Here is a 22405-nt window from a genome sequence, read left to right as displayed (position 1 = left end):
CTTTAAAATCCGATATTTACACCAAAAGAATAAATTTTAGGCTGAACACTATCTCCTAATTCCGGATCGAAACCGTCAAACTTCTTATCCGCAATAACAAAGACATTATTCATCGTGGCATTCAGAGACAAACTCTTGATTCCCCATCTGGCACACCATGCCCCATCAATATTCCATGTTAAAGACAATTGTTGACAACGCAAGAAAGAGGCACTAACAACTCTCAAATCTGAAACACCCCACATATAGTACGGGTCAAATGCAGATCCATCCTGTAAAGTAATAGTTTTCGGAACCCGGCTCGTATAAACTCCCGGAATATCTGTTTTCAGCTCATCTCCCGGTTTTTGCCAGCGATTTTTTAACTCCTTACTCAGATTTACATTAGAAAGAGGGATATTACCGTTAGCAGGATATGGATTAGGTAATCTCTTTTTAGCTCCTAATAACAAAGAAAAATTAGCTCCTAATGTCAACCCTTTCCATCTTAACCGTGTCACAAGTCCTCCCGTAAAATCAGGCTCTGTTTTTCCTGAATACACAAGTACCTCCGTCAAATCATTTACATCTCTCAAAATAGGCTTTCCAGTTTCTTCATTTACGATCACATTACCCGCAGCATCTCTTTCATAAATCAAATTAAACTCCGGTTGACCATTCTCCGGATTCAATTCTCTATAAGCAAATGACCAAAAACTGGAAACAGCATAACCTTTCTTCAACACCCGATCATTAGCTCCTTCCAAATAGTTTCGTATGCTAACATTACTACTAGCTTCTGATTTGGCCTCATTCCAGTTCTTTGAAGAATTTAATCCAATCGTCCAAGCCCAATCCTTGGTCCGAATCGGAGTGATGTTCAACGAGTACTCTACTCCAGAGTTTATAATCCGTCCACCATTCACTTCCATTCCCTCTCTCCCGAACTCCAATGCAATAGGCTGATTTATAATATTATTTGATCTTTTGGTATAATACTCCAAATTCATCGTGATCCATTGAAGCAATTGTACATCTAACCCAAAGTTCCACGTCTTAGTACGTTCCCAACTCAAATGCGGATTAGGCAAACGAGAAATCTTTGCCATATACTCTCCATAATAAGGTTTTACGCTACCCATCGTCAGAATTAACTCTGGACTAATGGAAGCAACCGTATTCCCTTGAATACCGTAAGAGGCACGTAACGTAAATTGATTCAATATATCTGACATAAATTCAGCCCAAGGTTCCCGAGCTATATTCCAAGAGAGTCCGAAAGAATAAGTCGGATCAAAACGTTTATTCTGATCCTGTCCAAAACGATTGGATGCATCATTTCTCACACTTGCATTCAGCACATACCGATCTTTATATGAATAAGCTAAAGTAGCAAACACAGAAAACTGGTTGGAAGTCATTGTCGTACGAGTCCATCCCTCTCCGCTATAAAGTTTTGATAAAATACCCCAAGGCTCGATCCCTTGATTACCAGTAGGAACAATATCTTTTATAGGGGTCGGTTGAACCACTTGCTCTCCTCGTTCTGCCACATATCCAAAAATAGTTTGAGAGCGATCCTTTGTAGCTGTTGAAGAGACTTCCGTACCAACCAATACGTTAATACGATGATCTTCCTTAAAGACTCTCTGAAAAGATACCTTATTTTGTATATTCCACGCAAGAACATCAGAAGAGCCATTATACAATTCACCACCAAAAGGAAGCATGGCCGCTTTATATGCAGTACTACCATATTCTTCTGTTCCATAATCATACCCTCTATATTTATTGGCCACATAATAAGTCTGTTCTCCCGCATAGGATTCTGACAGACGTTCGTTATTATTCACCCCTCCAACAAACTCATATTTTAAGCCAGGAATAATTTCCCATGAAAGATTAAGAGTCGCATTCAACCGGGAAGACTTATTCTTGGAATAGCTATGATCCATCTCGTTCAAGATATTGTATCCCAAAATCATTCCAGTATTATTTAACGAATAGGAACTCATTCTTTCCTGAAAATAATAATCACCTTTTTCATCGTAAGCCAACATCGAGCGGCTTGTTTCCTTAGCATACGTCATCGGATCCACACCTGCAGCATATCCCCAAGTTTTATCTATTGTACCCACTAAACTAACGTCAGCATGTACCTTCGGATGTAATTGTACACCGATATTCAAACGCCCGCTTAAATTCTTTGCATCATTATTTAACTCAACCCCAGCTTGATCGCTAAATCCCAATGACACGCTATAAGTCATTTTTTGAGATCCCCCAGACATACTCAGATTATGATTCTGACTGAATGAATTGCGAGTTAACAATTTAAACCAATCGGTATTAGTCTTCTCCAAACGCTGAATGGCCAACTCTGCCTCATCCTTTGTAATTTGTTTCTCATAGTACATACGCATAACCCCCTCGTAAGTATTCATAGAAGCCAAAGGCGTCGATGAATAGATAGCACCGGCCTTATATGCTTCCCGACTGAACTGGATACGTTCCTTCGAATTCATCAAGTTAAACATACCATAAGAAGGGCGAGCTCTAAAAGAAAACGTCCCGTTATAATTCACGGTCATCCGATCTACTTGTCCGCGTTTCGTTGTAATCACGATAACCCCATTAGCTGCCTTCGAACCATAAATTGCCGTAGCCGAGGCATCTTTCAAAACAGTAATTGTCTCGATATCTGCCGGATTCAACCAAGAAATTTGATTCCCAAGAATGTTCTTCAAGTCATCTACCATTATATCATTCTGGTCCAACTGCAGCGGATCCGGTTGAATTACTCCATCAACCACCCACAACGGATCTTGGTTACCCAAAATCGTCGAAGTACCTCTAATTCTAATCTTCGGACTTGTTCCGACACGAGAACTCGTATTCATCACCATCATACCGGCAACACGTCCCTGCAACATTTGGTCGATCGAAGAGTAAGCCGGCATCATCACGTCAGACGCTTTCACGGTTGTCATCGAACCAACCACGTCACTTTTACGCATAGTCTGATACCCAGTTACAACCACCTCTTCCATCGTTTTCACATCCTCTTTCAATATCACATTAATCTTAGTTTGACCGGAATAAACCACTCTCTCGGAAACCATTCCTACAAAAGAGTATATCAAAACGATTGACTTCTGTTCCGGCAACGTCAAAACATACTCTCCATTGGCATCTGTTGCCGCACCCATGGAAGTTCCTTCCAACAATACGGTTACACCAGGAATAGGATTATTGTTCACATCCGTAACACATCCTGTTATCCGAATCTGCTTTACCGATTCTGCCTTATCGGCCTTCTTTTTAATAAAAACAATTTGATTCTCGATATGCCATTCCAAATCTGTCTTCGCTAGGGCTGTTCCCATCACATCTTTCAATGAAGCCCCCTTCATTTCCATTGTAATGCCCTGATAAGACTTCACGTCTTCTGTCGAATACATAAAACGATACTCCGTCTGATTCTGAACTGCCTTGAATACATCCGTCAAAGCTCCATTTTTAATATTGATGTCGATCTTTTCCTGAGCCACCACTGAAGCGATACCCGGTAATACCCACATCATTAATAACAACAACAGAGCTTTTCCTCCTGTTTTTTTACACGAGGGAAAAAAACAATCACTTTTTTTCATAACTTTGTTTCACTTTTAATTAATAAAATCTACCTCTCACAGGTAGGTGATAACGGGATTTGCTGGTAACAAGTCCCGTTGCATTTTTAATATCGATTTACTATTAACGTTTTATTCTTAATATCAAATTTCACTTTTTCCAATACCTCAAATTTATTTAGTAACTCCCGAATATCTGCATAACGAACCAATTCTCCCGTAAACTGAATATTCTCTAAATCGGCTGAAGTATAGAAGACTGTCATATCATACCAGCGGGATAACGTGGACATGATCTCTCCCAGCGGTTTATCCACAAACACGTATTTACCTTTGTGCCATGCCGTGTATTCAGATGTATTCACTTCTTTTACATCCAATCTACCATCAGTCAGAACAGCTTGATTCCCCGGTCGTAATTCCACATTCTGTTCCCCGGCAGACACTCGTACCCGTCCCTCCTCCAATGTGGTTAAAACCCGCTCTTCATTCTCGTAATTTCTCACGGCAAAAGATGTTCCCAACACACGAATCGTCTGCCCCTCCGACATCACGATAAAAGGTTGTTTCGCATTATAAGTCACTTGAAAATACGCCTCCCCCTTTAAATACACGACTCTCTCCGTCCCTGTAAACCGAGTAGGATATTTCAACTCACTGTCTGCATTAAGCCATACTTTAGTTCCATCTGCCAGATTCACGAAAAATTCGCCCCCTCTCGGTATTGTCAAGGTATGTATATCCGGCTTATCCTGCCCTCTACTTGTATCTCTCAAATAATTTAACGTATCACGATTCGCAATCACGGTCGAATCCAATTCGCCCCGAACCACATCGTGTTCAAGATAAACAGTTTTTCCCTCTCCCCATGCTAGAATTGCCCGGGAAGAACCCGCAACAATTTGTTCCCCCACCACATGTTCCTGCCTCATGAAAACATCCCGTTCCAACAAGAACCAGACACAAGCGAATATAAAAGGTAAAAAAACTGCAGCATAACGCATTCGTTTAAAAATCACACGACGATGATCTCTTTTAATTCTTTCCTCTAATCGTGCAAACTTACCCCGGAAATCATGTTCCGCGCTTTGCTCTTGATAAGCAAGAAATCGTTTACCTCTAAGAATTCGTTGAAAAAGCTCCTCATTCTTCACTGACTCGGTTCGCCAAGTTAAAAGCTCTTCCTCCTCTTCCCGGGAAATAGTCCCACTCCAGTAAGCGGCAATCAATTTAGAAATTCTATATTGCGATTGTACATTCATATTCATCTTAATTACACACTAAAGACACCACCCATTCAAAAAGTGGGTATCAGAATAGAGAAAAAAATCACATAAAAATTTTTAATGACATAAATTTTACCGCAATATAGGAGAGAACTAACTAAAAGAGAATAGAAAAAGATTTGTACAATGTTGAATAACGCTCACGCAAAATCCGCTTTGCTTTCTTTCGTTGTGTTTTCACCGTTTCCACGGATAAATGTAATGCCTCGGCGATCTTCTCAGAAGTTTCCCCTTGCAATGTTCGCTCGAAAATATTACGACACTGTGGAGGTAACTCTTCTAACAACTGCTGTAATTCCCGATATACCTCATTCTCTAGGATCTCATCAAAAAAAGTATGCTCCTCGTCCTGTTCATCATAAAAATACCCTTCTCGATTCTTACGCCTCTCCTCGTCACGGATATAATTCAAACAACCATTCTTCACGGCACGATATAAATAAGATTTCAATGAAGATATATTTTCGAAAAGACGACGTCCCTCGTATAACTTACAAAAAACATCCTGTACCACATCTTCCGCATCCTCCCGGCTCATGGAATACCCCCTGGCAAAAATACAAAGTGCCACGAAAAAATTCTCGTACAACACGTAAAAGGCTTTACGATCACCTTTACTCAACAACCTCATATGCACTTCCGTAAATTCCATACTTCACTCTAAAAAATTCTCCATATTTTCGAATCCAAAAGTAATAAAAAAGCATTCGAAAAAAACAAGCTCTTGCAGGAATCTAATTCCTTTCTTCAAAATTCATCCAACATCCCCCACATGCAAAAACATAAAACACATCTATATCGAGATCATACCTTTTATCGCTTTTACGGTATAATCTTTTTTATTCATACCACCTGCCAATATCCCCAATACAAGACACACAGTCGAATAGAACACTCCTTGTCTCGTTAATTTAATACATTTTTAAGAAAAAATTCATGCTTATTATTTAGAAATAGTCTACATTTGTCAAGCAAACGATTTAGATATGCGTCGAGAAAATGTAAATAAACTGATACACTTGTTCCTGCTAGCTCTGTTTTTGAGCTATTACGGAAGTATCACCTTTTTCTCGCATTATCACGTGGTTAACGGGGTCACGATTGTCCATTCCCATTTCTTTTGCGGTCACGCCGATGCCGACGGGAAAGCCGATCACACGCACTCCCCCAAGGAACTGACATTAATCGCCTACTTAACCACTTTCATCACCTTGATCAGCGTCGCATTGCTTATACTGATCTCTTTCTCGATAACCCAGAGACATTACCATATCCGGAATCAGGCAGATGAACCGGACAAACATATTTTCACCTTAAGCCAACTCCGGGCTCCTCCCATTCTCGCGTAATTATTTCATTCAGACTAAAAAGCATTTCTCAAAGAAATGTAAGGGACTATAATTGTCTCCAGGCGGGTACGTCTCATTCCAAGCCATACTTTTTCCAAGAAGGGAAAACTATGGCCAAATATTAGGACATCCCTCTTGTTATCAGTCTAGTAAGCACAAAGCTATGTGCTTTCTTCTTAGAAAAAACACCCCTCTTTCCCAGACAGGAATGAGGTATAAAATAATTACGTACAAATGAAAAACTTACTTACACTCGTTATATTACTTTTCCCAACCCTTTACGGTTGGGCTGATGAAGAAAACACCGTGAAGAAAACCACGGATGCTCATATCACCGGACACATTATCCTGAAAGAAACCGGTGAACATCTCCCCTTCATGACCATATTGTTGAAGGGAACCAACATCGGTACGGCCACGGACGAAACCGGGCATTTTTTCTTGAAAAACCTGCCGGAAGGAAAATACACACTCCGCGTACAAGGGGTTGGTTATAAAAGTGCAGAGAAAGAAATCGTGATCGTGAGAGGGAAAACCCAAGAAGTTAACTTCGAAATCAGCGAGGATGCCGTTATGCTTGATGGAGCAGTAGTCACCGCTAACCGGAATGAAACGGATAGAAGGGAAGCCCCCGTTATCGTCAATGTACTATCACCCAAAGTATTCGAGAACACGAACTCCGTATGTTTGTCCCAAGGCTTAAACTTCCAGCCGGGACTACGGGTTGAAAACAACTGCCAAAACTGCGGTTTCCAGCAAGTGCGCATCAACGGGCTGGACGGCCCCTATTCCCAGATATTGATTGACAGTCGCCCCATGTGCAGCTCGCTTGCCGGAGTGTACGGCTTAGAACAAATTCCCGCCAATATGGTCGAACGAGTAGAAGTACTACGGGGTGGAGGCTCCGCCCTCTTCGGGTCAAACGCCATCGCCGGAACAATCAACATCATCACGAAAGAACCCTTGTACAATTTTTTTCAGGCTGGGCACACCCTTTCCGCCATTGACGGGGAAAGTTTTGACAACGTGACCTCCTTCAACGGGGCCATCGTCAACGATCAACGGGATGCCGGAATCTACCTGTTCGGAATGGTTCGTGACCGCCAAGCTTACGACCACGACGATGATGGTTTTTCCGAACTGGGAAAAATAAACAGCACGACACTCGGTTTCAAGACTTACTACAAACCGACCCATTTCAGTAAATTCACCCTAGAATACCATCATATCAAGGAATTCCGTCGAGGAGGAAACAATTTAGACAGACCACCCCACGAGGCCGACGTGGCAGAACAAGCCGATCACAACATTCATGGCGGGAGCTTGAACTACACACTCTCGTCAAAGGACTACAAACACCGCTTGAACGTGTACTCTTCCATCCAGAACATAGGACGTGAATCCTACTATGGAGCCGGACAAGACACGAACGCTTACGGGAAGACCAAAGACTTCACGGTTGTGGGCGGAGCCCAGTATTCCTACGACTTCGACAACTTCCTGTTCATGCCCTCTTCCCTCACCGCGGGAGTAGAGTACTCCTATAACAAGCTGAATGACCTCATGCTAGGTTACCACAGGGAAATCAATCAAGAAGTTTCCGTGTACAGCGCATACCTTCAGAACGAGTGGAAAACCGGACGATTCAGTTTTCTATTAGGCGGACGTCTGGATAAAAACTCGGAAATCGACGATCCGATATTCAGTCCCCGCTTGAACATTCGTTATAACCCGATCCCCGATTTAAGCCTGCGAGCAAGCTATTCCGAGGGATTTCGGGCTCCCCAGACCTACGATGAAGACCTTCACGTGGCAGCCGTCGGCGGGGAAGTGACCCTAATACAAGTGGCAAAGGACTTGAAGACCGAACGTTCCCGTAGTTACAGTGCATCCGCGGATTACTACACCACCTGGGGCCCCGTACAGATCAACCTCCTACTGGAAGGATTCTACACCAGCCTCCACAACCCCTTCGTGCTGGAAGAGATCGAATCGGACGACGAGAACAAAATACTGGAACGCCGTAACGGGTCGGACGCCGTGGTGAAAGGATTCAACCTTGAAGGCAAGATTGCCCCGCACAAATCCGTACAATTACAATTCGGGGCCACCCTGCAAAGTAGTAAATACGATGAACCCGTCGCATGGAGTAAAGACCCGGACGTGGAAGCCTGTCGCAAACTGTTGCGCTCACCAGATCAATACGGTTACGCAACATTAAATCTGCTCCCGTTCAAAAACTTCTCGGCAGCCCTCTCCGGGACTTACACGGGCTCCATGTACGTGGGGCACTCGGCCGGGTACATCGAGAAAGACGTGTTGGAAAAAACGGACTCCTTCTTCGACGCCACGATTAAACTGGCATACGACATCAAGGTTGGCAGAGGCTATACGATTCAATTCAATATCGGGATGCAAAACGTGTTCGACAGTTACCAGAACGATTTCGACAAGGGGGAATTCCGGGATTCCGGTTACATTTACGGTCCGGGCTTGCCAAGGACTTATTTTGCAGGCCTGAAATTCGGAATATTCTAAAAATACAGTATCAAGATTTCACTTTATCGACAAAGGGCCGAACTCGCAAGGTTCGGCTCTTCCTCCTTAGTATTAAAGCGTACTTGCCTCGGTATTTCACTGGTGACTCGTTAATATATCCTTCACGTTTCAAGATAAAATCAAATAAAAATACACCACCGCCATCCATCCACTTCCCGTTGACTTTCCATTGACTTACTAACGAGACACTCCTACAACACCTATTCAACCACGGCAAGATACCAACGAAAGTACATGAAAAAAGCCATACCTTTTCGGTATGGCTTTTATTGAATATAGAATGTTGGTTATCTGATCTTTCCCGTTATTCAACCACACATTCACTAACTTCTTCTGTCGCCACCATCTTACTCTTATCCTGGTTCAAACCCTTGTTTTCACCCGTTTCACCAGTATTTTTCAAGGTATAGGTTCCACTATCTTCCCGGTTAACCGTTTCTGAAGTGTTTTTCCCGTATTCAGTCCAGAGCAGTTTTACCGGTACAGACGTCTGTCCCTCAGGCACGATAGATGTCAAGTCGAAAGAAACCCGTCCCCGACCCCAAGAATAATGTCCTTGATCGTTACCCGTGTCAGGCCTTTCTCCGTAAGCGTTATGACGCAAGGTCACGTAAACCGTGTCATTATGAGCCACCACGTCATCCTGTACCAAATTAATGAAGTGTTTCTCTTTAGACCCGTCTTTTACCGGAATCCGGAACTCGACATTCAAGTATCTTCCACCGAACCACGCTTCCCGCACGTTGATCGGATCATTACCAATACTATCTTGACGTACTTCCTCATCTTCATTAATAAAAGACTGTTTTACCGGCACCTTCGTCAACACGTCATCAAACCCGTAAAGACGAATGTAATAATTCATATTACCTTCCAACCCGGTCTCGTCACGTTCGCTACCCACGATCGAGTAATTCACGTACACCCGAAGATCTTCCTCCGCCCCGTCAAAATTAATAGGCATCCCTTCCGTCACGATCAGCCGGTTACCATCGTCCCGACGAATGGCAAACTTGGAACGGCTTCCATTATCAATTTTTTCGAGGTTACCATAACTAAGCCATGAGCTACCTCCGCCCACGTAGTAATATTCGTCATCATCGTCACAAGCCGTAAAACCCATCACGATCAACGAACAAATAAGTGCAAATTTCCATGTTTTATTTTTCATAGCTGTTTTTTTTAATACATTAAATAGATGCTTACATTTTTAAAAAGTTGCGTCAACAGGCTATATTATTGCTTTTTTTAAAATTCGTTTCAAAATATTCAGACCCTCAAAAGCAACAAGTTACTAAATATTAAAACACCCCGGAACAAGGCCAAAACCGACAACTTGTAACTTGCAACATACAACTAAATCTATATCTTTGTAACAAAATAATGCCTATGAAATACTCGCTCGTTATATTTTCTTTCTTATTTCTGATTATTTTCACGTTTTCCTCCACGGCACAGGAAACGGCCAAGGCAAACAAGGGAGAAGGAGTTCTGCAATTTTTAAAACGTTTCAATCGCACGAAATCATTTCATTTCGACCGTTTCGTCGAACTGAACCGGGATAAGCTGGACAAAAATAACGGGCTAAAACTCGGTGTCACGTACACCCTTCCCCCTTTGAAAAACGAGGGCAACGAACCTCTATTCGGAGAGAAATTGGCAAAATATACCATTGACTCTGACGAGTTAAACGGGGCCTGCTTTTATCTCGTGAGCGGACACGGGGGACCGGACCCCGGGGCCATCGGAGAATTACGAGGCCACCCGTTACACGAGGACGAGTACGCCTATGACATCATGCTCCGTCTGGCCCGTAACCTCATGTCAAAAGGAGCCAAAGTACACATCATTATCCAAGACGCGAAGGACGGCATACGCAACGATAAATTCCTGGATGTCAGCGACCGGGAAACCTGTATGGGACAAGCCATTCCTTTGAACCAGGTCAAACGTCTGCAACAACGTTGCGACAAGATCAACGAGCTATTCAAGAAAGACAAGGAACACTATCGCCGGGCTCTTTTTATTCACCTCGACAGCCGAAGCGAGAGTAAGCAAATTGACGTGTTTTTCTATCATTACGACGGAAGTGCCAAGGGCAAACATCTGGCAAACACGCTACAAAATGTTTTCAACCGGAAATACGACAAGCACCAACCTCTCCGGGGTTTTTCCGGCACCGTGTCCCCACGTGACTTGTTCGTAATCAAGCAATCCCTGCCCGTTGCTGTCTTCGTCGAGCTTGGCAATATCCAGAACAGCCGGGACCAGCAACGTTTTCTACTGGACGATAACCGACAGGCTCTAGCAAACTGGATGTGCGAGGGACTTATCGAAGATTATAAAAACTACAAGAATAAATAATTTATCAAATCTGCATGTATCACAATTGTTCTATCTCCTCACGAGAAAGACCCGTTATTTGAATTATCGTCTCTAAAGCTATCCCCGAGGATTTCATTTTTTCGGCTATCTCCTGTTGTTTCCTCTTTTCTCCCTCCACGAATCCTTCTGCTCTTCCTTCTGCTCTTCCTTCCGCTCTTCCTTCTATCCGACCAGTTTCAATGACGCTTTTTTGATAACGTAAAGCTTCCATATCCCGGTAATAAGCACGTTTTTCATGCTCCGGCAAGGCATCCACCCGCAAACGTTCACGCGCTTCAGGCAATCCCTTCGCCGTGGCAGTTCGGTCAATCTCTCCGGTCTTGAGAAATTTGACCCATTCATCCAAAGGCGTCCGAGCCACCGTATCGAAATCATTCACTCGCAACACGTAATACTCCGGGAACACGTCTCCAGCATCTTTACCCACGAATAATTCCCGTTGCCGGACAGACAATTTCAACTCGTCGTTCGGGTCATGCAATCCCCGGAACAAAGTTTTCCCATGATACACGTAATCCTTACCCTGTCCCAAATCGAAATAAACAATATTTATTGAGTAGACTTTTCGCACTTCACTGTAAGCGTCGCCTAACCCTATATATTCAGAGATCGTTTTAGACACCCCGTATAGCATCCGATGGAAGTAATCCAATTCACGGTTATTTTGGATCTCAATAATCATTAATTCTCCTTTGGTATCCTCCACCAGAATATCTGCCCGATTGAACTTGTTGCTCGCATCCGATTGATTGGATTCGCTTTCCAAGAACCGACAAATATGTATATCTTCTTGCAATAACGTTGACAAAAATCCTTCCAGAACGACATAATTACTCTTGTCCCTAAGCAAGCGTTTCATCGCCCAATCGAAATGTATTAAATTAGATCTCATGGCTATTCTTTTTATACCTATTACAAAGATAGGCATTATTTCGATAAATCCATCATTTAGAGTCGCTTTTGCTATTGCAGAGAAGTCTTTTTCTTAACCATCAACCCGAACCCTTTCCCCCACGACGTGGCAATCTCAACCGGATCACCTTTCGGGAAGAACTTCCTCAAACGAGCGATCACCCTATCCAAGTAACGATAGGACTCTTTAAAATCATTACCCCATCCCTCTTTGACCAGTTCATCCTTACTCACGTATTGATTTTTCTTCAAACACAAGGTTTTCAACACTCTTGCCTCCATAGGAGTCAGCTGGTTCGTCTCCCCTTTTATAATCAAGTACCGACGAATCGGGTTAAACGAAACATCATCTGAAATCTTCATGAAATCGGTCTCGACTTTCAACATTCCCATATTCCTCAACCACCGGTTCACCCGAGCACCCACTTCATCCAGAAGTACCTCTTTACGTATGTAGTCATTCGCTCCAAGGTCAAAACCATCAATAGCGTGTTGAGAATGTGTCAAGGAACTGATAAACAGGATTGGCGTCGAAAAATCCTCTTCCCGAATCTTTTTGGCCACCTCGAACCCGCTCATCTTGGGCATAATCACGTCCATCAAGATCAAATCGGGCGTTTCCCTGCGATACAACCACAAGGCCTGTTCTCCATCGGCAGCATGAACCACCTTATACCCGGCTCTTTTCAAATAATCAATACACGTTTTCGCCTGCATGGCGTCATCTTCGGCATACAAAATCTTAATCATTTTCCCGTTTGTCAACTGTTAATCGTTCTCATCTTTCACCAAAGGGATCATCACGGTGAAAGTCGTGCCAACACCGACCTCGCTTTCCACCCGAATCACACCTTCATGCGCCTCGATTACCTGTTTCACGTAGCTTAACCCGATCCCGAAACCATGCACATCAGTCGAACGCCCGCGGTGAATCCTGTAATACCGTTCAAAGATCTTCTCTTTCAACTTTTCCGGAATTCCAATCCCGTTGTCTTTAATGGCAATCACAACCATCCCGTCCACCTCTTTACACTCGATCTCTACTTTTGCCGGATCACCCGAATACTTGATAGCATTCTCTATCAAATTACTTATGGCATTCGGGAAATGAATATCATCCGCTTCAATTACATCAACGCTCAACTGATAGTCAACCTTGATAGAGACATTCTTTCCCATTAACATCGGATCAAACAATGCAACCAGTGAATCAATAGTTTCTCGCAAATTTAATCTATTCCACGATATTTTAAACCCTTGTTTCCAAACAATTAATAATTTATACACGAAATTATTCAATTGATCCACCCGTTTATGCGCCGCATTTAACAATATTCTCTGTGCATCCTTCAAATTTTCAGTTCCATACGAAATAATCCCGGAAAAAGCATTTTGCACGGCAGATAACGGAAGTTTCAATTCGTGAACCATACTACTCATAAATTCTTCCCGAATCTTGGATATTTGGTACTGAACGAGGATCGTTTTGATCTGGTAAATAAAACACACGACTAACAAAACTAACAAGAGAAAAGAACTAATTAGAGCTCCTGTCATTTGGGTAAAAAACGTTCTATAAGGTGTATCAAAATAAACAATCACACCATGATGACTTTTCAATCCTAATTCCACCATATTAGAAACAAGTTTCTTTTCTATCCCCAAAGCCCTATTACCTGTTGATGCAATTATATCCCCACTTTTTGTATCTACTAATTCTAATACATATTCATCCTTAATACCATTATTCCTAAAAATAGAACCACATACACTATCTAACATATTAATATTTTCAGAGGACTGTTCTTGTATCAAGTCATAACATACTTTCCGAAACACACCTAGATAACCAGCATCCTTATCGTAATCAACAATTGTCGTGTCTCCTTTCCAAACAAACTTTACGGTATTATCACTAGAATGAATACTAACACGTACAGGATTTTTAGATATAGTTCGATTTCCAACCACATATTCTTCAAATCCTGATTCTATTGCTCCAGATAAAATATTATTAATCAAATTCAAATACTCTATTTTTTTGAACTCAATCATTCTATTCAGCCAAAAACCTTGAAATATCAACAAACAAAGTATAGCAAAAATCGAAACACCCCAAACAACATGAATTCTTCTATTCATAAACCCTTGTTTTATAAATACACACAAAAATATAGAAAATATTCTCTATTACACATATTAGCACAGCCTAAAACCATTTAGATAAATTAACAAAAAATAGATACAAATTTGATACAATTTAAATCAAATCCATCCTCTATTTTTGTCTCACATCAAATACCAGTACAAATGAAAAAAATAGTATTAATAATAATCTTCATATCTATAACATTAGTACTTACATTAACAAATGTAGGTCTAAGGAAAGATTCTACGAATATAGATATAAAAATCCAAAATATCGAAGCATTTGGAAATAACGAAGATGATGATGACAATCCATGCAAATCTCCCGGAGGAGTATGTATGACATACGACAAAGATGGCAATCCCGTATTTTACGCAGGTTTATCACTCGAATAATATATCATGAAAAAAGTAGCATTTATAATTATAGCTTTATTTCTCGTATTCGGCTGTTCTGAAGAGAAACACGAGGTTACTAAACAGGATAATCCATTATTCAGTACAAGTCGTGCAATCTCCTTGAACCAATTAGGAGAAACAATTAACTTAGATGAAATTGGAATCTATAACCCAACAAAAATTATCAAGAAGGATTCCTTGTTTATTGTATTGGATCGAAACGGACTTAATAAAATCTCCATATACCAAGAAAACGGGAAGTTACTAGGTAGTTATCTGCCAACGGGAATGGGTGCGGATCGGGGACTCTATATTCTCACGATGACCCTCGACGACAAAGGAATCCTTTCCGCCTATGACTTTGGAAATGACAGATTAGTTGAATTCGATCTAAATCACTTCGGACAATCTGAATTCGGGCCTAAATTTATTGATATGCCCAAGGATAAAAAACACCTTTGCGTGGCAAAATCAGGCTCGACAATTATCTCTACCGGAATGTTTGACGAAGGTAGATACGGTTTAATGAACAACAATAGCGAAGAATACTTTTTAAGTTACCCGGAAATACCGAGTTATCGCACTATAAACGATACTTTAAGAAGTGCTTTATTTGCCAGTAATATCATCAAGATAAAACCCGACGGAACAAAATTTGTCTGTGCGAATATGCAGAGTGGCATCATCGATTTCTGCTCTCTCATACCTTGCACCAATATCACTCGCGTTGCCGAGCTGAATCTTTATTCTCCGAAAGCCACAGTTAAAAATATGCGGAGAACGCCCGTTGCCTATTCCACAGACAATCTCTTCGGGTTCTGTGATATTGAAATTACTGACGAGTACATATACGCCTTGTATTCCGGTAGAAGTTACCGCAAATATAAAGACCAGATAGTATACGGTGAACGGATTGTTGTGTTCGACTGGGAGGGCAATCACGTCCACACTTATTTATTAAGAAATCCGTTCACCTCTATTTCTTTCAACAAAGAAGAGAATGCAATTTACGGTTTGACAAACAACCCGAATTCAGTGTTAATCAAATATACATTGGATTAATTTCCGCGTGAGACCAGGCCTTGGAATGATGTCTCAGATAGGTCTCCTTCCAAGGACCTTTACCCGGAAACGGCAAATAATACCACGGAGAATTGAATCGTTAGATTAAACCATGGCAAGAGAAACACGAGACATAGCATACCCGATCGCTTTCACCGGATTCATATTACTGGTTATGACCATACTGGTAATTGATCCTGACAGAATGAACGGGCTAACGCTTGCCAAATATTTCTGGTTCTATTCCACGTTATTACTCACGGGAGTTATAACATTCGGTCTTGCTTTTTACTCTATGTCGGTCGCGAGTATCGACATAACCAAGTCAATAATGATAGGGATTTTGACTGTAGTGATTATTGACATATCCCGCTACTCTAACATGGAAATGATGAACGCAAAAATATTTTTGCTAGTAATCATTTCCTTTTTCTTCTTCGACACCTTTTTCCACCACTATCAAAAAGCCACCAAGGTATTCCAATTCGTACTGATCGCTTTTGCACTACTGGAGGTAATCTGGGGATATTGCCAGTTGTACGCCTATATCCCCGATATGCAAAAAGACTTCACGCTCTCAGGCTCGCTACCCCACACGAACTCCTATGCCATGTTTCTGGCCATCACTCTACCCATAGCTCTCTATTGGACCATCACGTTATTCCAGAAATTAAAATACGGTTACTCTCGTCTCCTTACCGAAGCCGATGAAGAACATGTGAGATTGGAAATTGTTGACGACATTCTTTTATTCCTTCTTTCTGCCCTCGGGCTAATCGGGATTCTATCCATACTACCGTTTACGGGAATCCCATCCGCGTGGTTTATCGCAGGATGTAGCGGGCTATTTGTCCTGTACTTTAAACTGGACCTTCACTCCTTTATAAAGGCCTCTATACTCCGAAGTCACAAAAGAACTGCCATATCCGGGATCACTCTCTTACTCGTGATAGGCTTGCTTACCACCGGTTTTTATCGATTACGGAAGGATGAAATAAACGAACATCTGTTAACCTGGAAAATATCCCTGCAAGTGCTGAAGGAAAAACCGATCATTGGTGTCGGGATCGGCAATTTCCGGAAAGCATTCGGGGATGCCCAAACAATCTATTTTGAACAAGGAGAACCAACCGAACAGGAAGTAGCCCTTGCCGGAAATCCCAACTGCCCGGTGAACGACTTCATTCAACTGGCAACCGGCACGGGAATCATCGGGATATTATTGTTTATCGGCCTCATCGTTTCCGTCCTGTTCTCCGGATTCAGGAACATGGATAAACACCCGGAGAAACTGGCTATCACGGGAGCCTTAATTGCTTTTATCCTTGCGGGATTCATCAATTCCCCTATTCAATCATTATCCCTCTCGATCTTGTTGGTACTATTAATCGCTCTCGGGACCTCAGACATTCAGCCCGCAAGAAAAAGAATTCCCAAAGTTATACCGATCATGACCTCTCTACTTTTGATCGGGATCACGACCACCATCGTTTACCCCCAGTTCACGATGTTCAAAGCATACAAACAATGGGCCCACGGACGTCTTTACTATAAAATGAAAATATATGCCACGGCAGCTAAGATATACGCCCCGCTAACAAACACGCTACGTCACCCCTATTTTTTCATGGAATACGGGTACGCCTTGTCACAAACCGGGCAACATGAAGAGAGTATCGCCATCCTTCAACGAGTGGCACAAATTCTCCCTGACCCGCAGATTTATAATCGCATCGGCAAGAGCTACCAAGCACTGGGCGAATATCAACTGGCAGAACAGTATTTTCAAAAAGCACATCACATGGTTCCCAACCTTGTGTATCCCAATTTCCTACTGGCCCAATTGTACCTTGAAATGGGCCTGCGGGACAAAACACTGGAGTGTGCCCGTCAGATACTCACGCTGAAACCTAAAAAAGAATCAGAAGAAACACTACATATAAAAGCACAAATGGAACAATTAATCCAACGACTGGATTAATCCCGCCGAGGGATCGACCGGATCCCATTCACACCATAGTACATCTAAATCCATCACTTTGGGGAGACATCATAGTCTCCCTTTCTTTTATTCTGACAAATAACTATATTCGCGACATCATAAATCAACACGCATGAAACATATCCGGTTACTCATTCTATTTTTGATCTTAGGTATAACCACCTTATCGGCACAAAAGTCCCCTAAGCGAGAATTTCGCGGGGCATGGATTCAAACCGTTTTCCAGAGCGAATATGCTAAAATGACACCGGAAGAGATGAAAGCCGATTTTATTCGTAAACTCAACCAATTGCAAGAATGTGGGATCAACGCTATCATTTTCCAAGTCCGCCCGGAAGCCGATGCCTGGTACTTGTCGGAAATAGAACCTTGGAGCCGTTTTTGCACGGGCAAGCAAGGTGTTGCCCCCGATCCCCTGTTCGATCCCATGGCTTTCCTGATCAAGGAATGTCACCGCCGTAACATGGAATTTCATGCTTGGCTTAATCCTTTTCGCGCCGGGACTTCCGGCACCTCCACGCTGGCAGAAACCCACGTGTACCACGAACATCCCGAATGGTTCGTTACCTACAACAAACAGTTACTTTTCGATCCGGGCATACCCGCTTGCCGGAAGTACATTTGCCGGATCGTGGAAGACATCGTGAGCCGCTATGACGTGGACGCCATTCACATGGACGATTACTTCTATCCCTATCCCGTGAACGGGATGCCTTTTCCGGACGACAACAGTTTCCGCACCTACGGGAAAGGCTACAAACCCGAAGAACGGGACGAGTGGCGCCGGGAGAATGTCAATAAACTCATCCGCGAGCTGAAACACACCATCGTGACAACCAAAGAATGGGTACGCTTTGGGATCAGTCCTTTCGGTATCTACCGAAACAAAAAAAGTACTCCCGACGGTAGCGGTAGCAACACCAACGGGTTGCAGAACTATGACAACCTGTATGCCGACGTAACCTTATGGGTCAAAAAGAAATGGATCGATTACAACATACCCCAAATATACTGGGAAATCGGCCACCCGGCCGCAGACTATATCACGCTGGCTGAATGGTGGGACAAAAATGCTCATGATGTTCACCTATACATCGGGCAGGACGTTGCCCGCACGATGAAAGCCAATGATCTCACCCAAAAGATGGAACTCGCTCGTTCCTTACGTCACGTGAAAGGCAATTGTTTCTGGCCCGCGAACGAGATTCTTTGGAATAACGGAGGGATTGCCGATAGCCTCCGGGAACATTACCACCGTAGCCCCGCATTAATCCCAGCCTATACCCACATGTACAACGGCCGTCCCAAGAAAATAGCCTCTCCCCGAGCCGAACGCTCGGAAAAAGGCTACACGGTGAAATGGTTCGCCCGCGGTGACCGGGAAGATCCCCGTAATCCCCAGTATTTCGTCATCTACCGTTTCTTTCCCGGCCAGAAAATCAACCTGAACGACCCGGCTCACATCGTCGCTGTCACCCGCTACACGGAATGTTACATCCCGAACAAAAAATTCAAATGCCGTTACGTGATCACGGCTGTTGACCGCTTTCACAACGAATCAAAAGGAAAGAAGATAAAAGGTATACGGTAAATTTCACCGTGGTGAAATTTACCGCTGTTTATTTTGCACTCGCCTTTATTTCAGCATTTCCTTCAACAACCTCCCTGGCTAGCCTTCCCCCTTTGGCATCAACGCTTTATATGCTTTTTTTCCCAAACCAACGCCTAAAACGCAAGCATGCGTCGTTTCGAGAAGCCGTTTATAATTTAGCGATATGCATGCCTGCGATATTATTAACTTGTTGTTACTTTCCCAAGACTTTCTCCACTACTGCCGACAGCTCCTTTTTCTCCATGTGGGCTCGCACCACGATCTTTCCCTCTTTATCCACGACCACGAACATCGGCACGGCCAACACGTGGTACAAACCTCCCACACGAGACCTCCCCTTCTCGATTTCATCTATCACCTGCGGCCACGGCAACCTCTCCTCATCCAATGCTTTCTCCCATGAGGCCTTATTCTCATCAATACTCACCCCAATAATCTCGACCCCTTTCTCGCGATACTCTTCATAAAATTCCCGCACCCAAGGAAAAGACGCCCGACACGGCCTGCACCAACTTGCCCAAAAATCAAGCACCACCACTTTACCCCGGTAATCAGCAAGGCTCACCAAAGAACTATCACGCCGGGCTAGTGTAAACTCCGGAGCCAAGCGTCCCGGTTCAATCCGTTGCCGCAACTCGATACTTTCCCGAATCGCTTTTCCCCATTTGCTCTGCTGCACTTTCACGTCGAACTGCCCGAAAACCTGCTCCAGTTGCTCCAACGTCATATTATCCTTCATATAACCCAATTCATAAGCCACCATTTCCACGGACGGATTGGCTGCCATTATTTTCAACTGTTCTTTCTTTACACGTGCAATCCATACATCATACCCTTTCTTATACTCCCAATAAAAAGTAGTATCTTCCAATATTTCCGGAGTTTCCAGCACCTTTTCTAGTATCTCTGCAAATTTTGTAAACTCCGGCAATTCTTTTACCGCTTTATATTGCCCCTCCACTTGTTCGTACACGTCTTGATTCTTCGAACCGATAATTTGCATCCCAAGGACAGCCAGCTCCTCGTTTTCATCCATTCCTAAATTATTCCAATCACCTCGCATTTCGATCCGGCTATTTTCCAATGCCAACATCATTCGAACGCCCTCCTTCCCCTCCGGTTCCACCACCACGGTTGCCCATCCGGCATCCGGCACTTCTCCCTCAAACACGAACTTTCCTCCCTTCATTTCCACCGTATCGCTGATCACCCGCTGATCTTCACTACTCATCAATAACACGGCACGCCCGTTACCCGCTCCCTTAAACTCACCTTTCAACACGTATCCCGCCTGACTACCACAAGAGAACACCACGCTGATCACCAATAATATTAAAAAGCTTTTCATTTTTATCCTATTTTAAATTAATTACACGTCTATATTTTACGTCTTCAAGCACTTATCCACCCACTTTTTCAATTTTATACAATTTATCATTCTATACATTATTTCCAACCGGCATTCTGTTCCCACCCCATCATCTCCGCTTCAAAGGTATAGAACGGTAATGCCCAACGAGGATCATCCGGGGCAATTTCCAATACGGTACGCGTATTCAAATCAACAGGGTTTGTCAAAATTTCACGACGTACATAAATACCGGCATCTTCCGCCCCGTTCAGACGTTTAACATCAAAGAATCTCCAGAATGCACCCATCTCCCGTAATCGCTCATCCAGCACGTCCTGCACGCTACCTGTTACTCCGGCCTCGGCAGACGCCTCGTCCATGAAACGAGTGTATCTCAACGTTCGCAACGTCTCGGCCGCCTCACCTGTATTGCCACTCCGAGCCTCGCACTCAGCCTTGATCAGATACATCTCGGCCGTGGTCATCCCGATAAGCGAGTTACCAGCAAAACGTGAATAGCTATACAAATTCCAAGGTTTCAAACGTTGCCAATTTTCATGAGTGATATATTCGGTCCATGTCTCTGGATCCAATTCGACAAGATTGGCATAAGCCATCAAAAGAGGCGTACAAGAACTATAGAAATAAATCCAGCGGGCATCATTCTCCCGATCCCAAAGCTCATAAAAAGACTTTGATATCGGACAAGTTCCCCCTAACCCTTCCCAAGACACGTTGGGTAAGTACAACTCTTCATACTTGGCTACCGCCTCCACATCCATATCGTCCAACTCAAACATAGAACTTATAACAATCTCATCCACCGGTTCACCCTCTTCATCTAACACGCTAATCCAACTCCACTCTTCCAACTCGTACTCCGGTTCGTTCTTGAAATCCACTAGAACATGATGGGCTTTCAATGCTTCGGTCGCATTCGCCAACGCCAACTCGTAATCCCCCCGATATAAAGCAACCCGCGCACGGAACGCTTGCACGGTCGGTACTGTCGGACGGAAATTACGCGTCTGATCAAACGTCGTACGTCCTGCTCTCGTCAATGCTTCTTCCGCCAACCTTAAATCCTCGTAAATATGCTCCAACGTGTAACCGACAGTCTCCCGTCCCGGAATCTCTCCCGCCTTGGCATTATCCCGATAACCGATCCCCGGCTTGTCTTCATCCCACAAACAATATTGCGTCAACAACATAAAGTGGTAATACGCTCTACCGAAACGGGCCTCTCCCTCCACTTGATCGTGTACAGCCGCTGTCGTCTGCACGACCTCATCCAAATATTCCAGCACCGTATTGAAACGATAAATCCGTTCCCAAACCGGAGTCCAAGTCCATATCATCCAGTCCGACGTCATCAACGTCTCCCCTTGCCAACAATACGCCTCGTAAGTCGTAGGCTCTCCCGACAACAACCCGTACACGTAAAACTCCGGAGACAACTCCACCGCATCTGACAGCGGTAGCGCTTCCGTCAAGTAAGCCCCGGAAGAAGATCCTTCCCCCGTATCCGAATCTATATTGTTAAACAAATAAAGATCAATACTTCCCATCAGCCCGTAAAGCTGATCCATGTGATAAATGTAAGCGCTACCCGACTTGTCCGTTGGCTCATCCAAAAAGTCACTACACGCCCCCAATATCATGGTTCCCAACAAGGCGATAATTGCATATATTTTTTTCATATTTCTTATTGTTTTATCCATTCATAATC

General features: G+C 43.3%; 16 protein-coding genes. 7 read left to right on the top strand and 9 right to left on the bottom strand.

Annotated features, from left to right (window positions below):
• Positions 1 to 2: 2 nt before the first annotated feature.
• The 3 genes from I2I33_RS13640 to I2I33_RS13630 form a co-directional block, all read right to left on the bottom strand.
• Positions 3 to 3632, bottom strand: a complete 3630-nt coding sequence (locus tag I2I33_RS13640; RefSeq protein ID WP_087421223.1) for a SusC/RagA family TonB-linked outer membrane protein — start codon at positions 3630 to 3632, stop codon at positions 3 to 5.
• A gap of 86 nt (positions 3633 to 3718) precedes the next feature.
• Positions 3719 to 4873, bottom strand: a complete 1155-nt coding sequence (locus I2I33_RS13635) for a FecR family protein (RefSeq protein ID WP_162613786.1) — start codon at positions 4871 to 4873, stop codon at positions 3719 to 3721.
• A gap of 121 nt (positions 4874 to 4994) precedes the next feature.
• Positions 4995 to 5549 carry an RNA polymerase sigma-70 factor gene (locus I2I33_RS13630; RefSeq protein WP_087421221.1) on the bottom strand — a complete coding sequence of 185 codons (555 nt, stop codon included), beginning with the start codon at positions 5547 to 5549 and terminating at the stop codon, positions 4995 to 4997.
• A gap of 334 nt (positions 5550 to 5883) precedes the next feature.
• Between I2I33_RS13630 and I2I33_RS13625 the strand changes: the two genes are divergently transcribed.
• Positions 5884 to 6246: a hypothetical protein gene (locus I2I33_RS13625; protein WP_087421220.1), complete on the top strand. Its 363-nt coding sequence runs from the start codon at positions 5884 to 5886 to the stop codon at positions 6244 to 6246.
• A gap of 234 nt (positions 6247 to 6480) precedes the next feature.
• On the top strand, positions 6481 to 8784 hold the full coding sequence (locus tag I2I33_RS13620) for a TonB-dependent receptor (RefSeq protein ID WP_087421219.1): 2304 nt from the start codon (positions 6481 to 6483) through the stop codon (positions 8782 to 8784).
• 325 nt (positions 8785 to 9109) lie between these two features.
• On the opposite strand, the gene I2I33_RS13615 is transcribed toward I2I33_RS13620, so the two are convergent.
• Positions 9110 to 9976, bottom strand: a complete 867-nt coding sequence (locus I2I33_RS13615; RefSeq protein WP_087421218.1) for a hypothetical protein — start codon at positions 9974 to 9976, stop codon at positions 9110 to 9112.
• A gap of 218 nt (positions 9977 to 10194) precedes the next feature.
• On the opposite strand from I2I33_RS13615, the gene I2I33_RS13610 reads away from it, so the two are divergent.
• Positions 10195 to 11169, top strand: a complete 975-nt coding sequence (locus tag I2I33_RS13610; RefSeq protein WP_087421217.1) for an N-acetylmuramoyl-L-alanine amidase — start codon at positions 10195 to 10197, stop codon at positions 11167 to 11169.
• A 19-nt stretch (positions 11170 to 11188) separates the two neighbouring features.
• Here the strand turns inward: I2I33_RS13610 and I2I33_RS13605 are convergent, their stop codons facing one another.
• The 3 genes from I2I33_RS13605 to I2I33_RS13595 form a co-directional block, all read right to left on the bottom strand.
• Positions 11189 to 12082: an Rpn family recombination-promoting nuclease/putative transposase gene (locus I2I33_RS13605; RefSeq protein WP_229128301.1), complete on the bottom strand. Its 894-nt coding sequence runs from the start codon at positions 12080 to 12082 to the stop codon at positions 11189 to 11191.
• A 71-nt stretch (positions 12083 to 12153) separates the two neighbouring features.
• Positions 12154 to 12852: a response regulator transcription factor gene (locus tag I2I33_RS13600; protein ID WP_087421216.1), complete on the bottom strand. Its 699-nt coding sequence runs from the start codon at positions 12850 to 12852 to the stop codon at positions 12154 to 12156.
• An 18-nt stretch (positions 12853 to 12870) separates the two neighbouring features.
• Entirely contained in the window at positions 12871 to 14244 is a 1374-nt protein-coding gene (locus tag I2I33_RS13595) for a sensor histidine kinase (protein ID WP_087421215.1), read from the bottom strand.
• 168 nt (positions 14245 to 14412) lie between these two features.
• On the opposite strand from I2I33_RS13595, the gene I2I33_RS13590 reads away from it, so the two are divergent.
• The 4 genes from I2I33_RS13590 to I2I33_RS13575 all read left to right on the top strand — a co-directional run bounded on the left by I2I33_RS13590 (position 14413) and on the right by I2I33_RS13575 (position 19304).
• A complete protein-coding gene (locus tag I2I33_RS13590; protein ID WP_087421214.1) occupies positions 14413 to 14646 on the top strand; it encodes a hypothetical protein in 234 nt (77 codons plus the stop codon).
• 6 nt (positions 14647 to 14652) lie between these two features.
• Positions 14653 to 15711, top strand: a complete 1059-nt coding sequence (locus I2I33_RS13585) for a BF3164 family lipoprotein (protein WP_087421213.1) — start codon at positions 14653 to 14655, stop codon at positions 15709 to 15711.
• Positions 15712 to 15823: 112 nt separating this feature from the next.
• Positions 15824 to 17692, top strand: a complete 1869-nt coding sequence (locus I2I33_RS13580; RefSeq protein WP_087421212.1) for a tetratricopeptide repeat protein — start codon at positions 15824 to 15826, stop codon at positions 17690 to 17692.
• A gap of 133 nt (positions 17693 to 17825) precedes the next feature.
• Positions 17826 to 19304 carry a glycoside hydrolase family 10 protein gene (locus I2I33_RS13575; protein WP_087421211.1) on the top strand — a complete coding sequence of 493 codons (1479 nt, stop codon included), beginning with the start codon at positions 17826 to 17828 and terminating at the stop codon, positions 19302 to 19304.
• A 214-nt stretch (positions 19305 to 19518) separates the two neighbouring features.
• On the opposite strand, the gene I2I33_RS13570 is transcribed toward I2I33_RS13575, so the two are convergent.
• The gene (locus I2I33_RS13570; protein ID WP_087421210.1) at positions 19519 to 20673 is read right to left on the bottom strand and encodes a TlpA disulfide reductase family protein; all 1155 of its coding nucleotides are present in this window, start codon (positions 20671 to 20673) and stop codon (positions 19519 to 19521) included.
• Between the two features lie 98 nt (positions 20674 to 20771).
• Positions 20772 to 22376 carry a RagB/SusD family nutrient uptake outer membrane protein gene (locus I2I33_RS13565; protein ID WP_162613785.1) on the bottom strand — a complete coding sequence of 535 codons (1605 nt, stop codon included), beginning with the start codon at positions 22374 to 22376 and terminating at the stop codon, positions 20772 to 20774.
• Between the last annotated feature and the right edge of the window lie 29 nt (positions 22377 to 22405).

The organism is Butyricimonas sp. BSD2780061689_150309_C8 (assembly GCF_015560935.1).
Taxonomy (GTDB): Bacteria; Bacteroidota; Bacteroidia; order Bacteroidales; family Marinifilaceae; genus Butyricimonas; species Butyricimonas paravirosa.
Note: the sequence above shows the minus strand (reverse complement) of the source record. Positions and strands in the feature narration are given on the sequence as shown.

Coding starts and splice junctions, on each gene's coding strand:
- I2I33_RS13640 (WP_087421223.1), bottom strand. CDS start 3,632: ATGAAAAAAAGTGATTGTTTTTTTCCCTCGTGTAAAAAAACAGGAGGA.
- I2I33_RS13635 (WP_162613786.1), bottom strand. CDS start 4,873: ATGAATGTACAATCGCAATATAGAATTTCTAAATTGATTGCCGCTTAC.
- I2I33_RS13630 (WP_087421221.1), bottom strand. CDS start 5,549: ATGGAATTTACGGAAGTGCATATGAGGTTGTTGAGTAAAGGTGATCGT.
- I2I33_RS13625 (WP_087421220.1), top strand. CDS start 5,884: ATGCGTCGAGAAAATGTAAATAAACTGATACACTTGTTCCTGCTAGCT.
- I2I33_RS13620 (WP_087421219.1), top strand. CDS start 6,481: ATGAAAAACTTACTTACACTCGTTATATTACTTTTCCCAACCCTTTAC.
- I2I33_RS13615 (WP_087421218.1), bottom strand. CDS start 9,976: ATGAAAAATAAAACATGGAAATTTGCACTTATTTGTTCGTTGATCGTG.
- I2I33_RS13610 (WP_087421217.1), top strand. CDS start 10,195: ATGAAATACTCGCTCGTTATATTTTCTTTCTTATTTCTGATTATTTTC.
- I2I33_RS13605 (WP_229128301.1), bottom strand. CDS start 12,082: ATGAGATCTAATTTAATACATTTCGATTGGGCGATGAAACGCTTGCTT.
- I2I33_RS13600 (WP_087421216.1), bottom strand. CDS start 12,852: ATGATTAAGATTTTGTATGCCGAAGATGACGCCATGCAGGCGAAAACG.
- I2I33_RS13595 (WP_087421215.1), bottom strand. CDS start 14,244: ATGAATAGAAGAATTCATGTTGTTTGGGGTGTTTCGATTTTTGCTATA.
- I2I33_RS13590 (WP_087421214.1), top strand. CDS start 14,413: ATGAAAAAAATAGTATTAATAATAATCTTCATATCTATAACATTAGTA.
- I2I33_RS13585 (WP_087421213.1), top strand. CDS start 14,653: ATGAAAAAAGTAGCATTTATAATTATAGCTTTATTTCTCGTATTCGGC.
- I2I33_RS13580 (WP_087421212.1), top strand. CDS start 15,824: ATGGCAAGAGAAACACGAGACATAGCATACCCGATCGCTTTCACCGGA.
- I2I33_RS13575 (WP_087421211.1), top strand. CDS start 17,826: ATGAAACATATCCGGTTACTCATTCTATTTTTGATCTTAGGTATAACC.
- I2I33_RS13570 (WP_087421210.1), bottom strand. CDS start 20,673: ATGAAAAGCTTTTTAATATTATTGGTGATCAGCGTGGTGTTCTCTTGT.
- I2I33_RS13565 (WP_162613785.1), bottom strand. CDS start 22,376: ATGAAAAAAATATATGCAATTATCGCCTTGTTGGGAACCATGATATTG.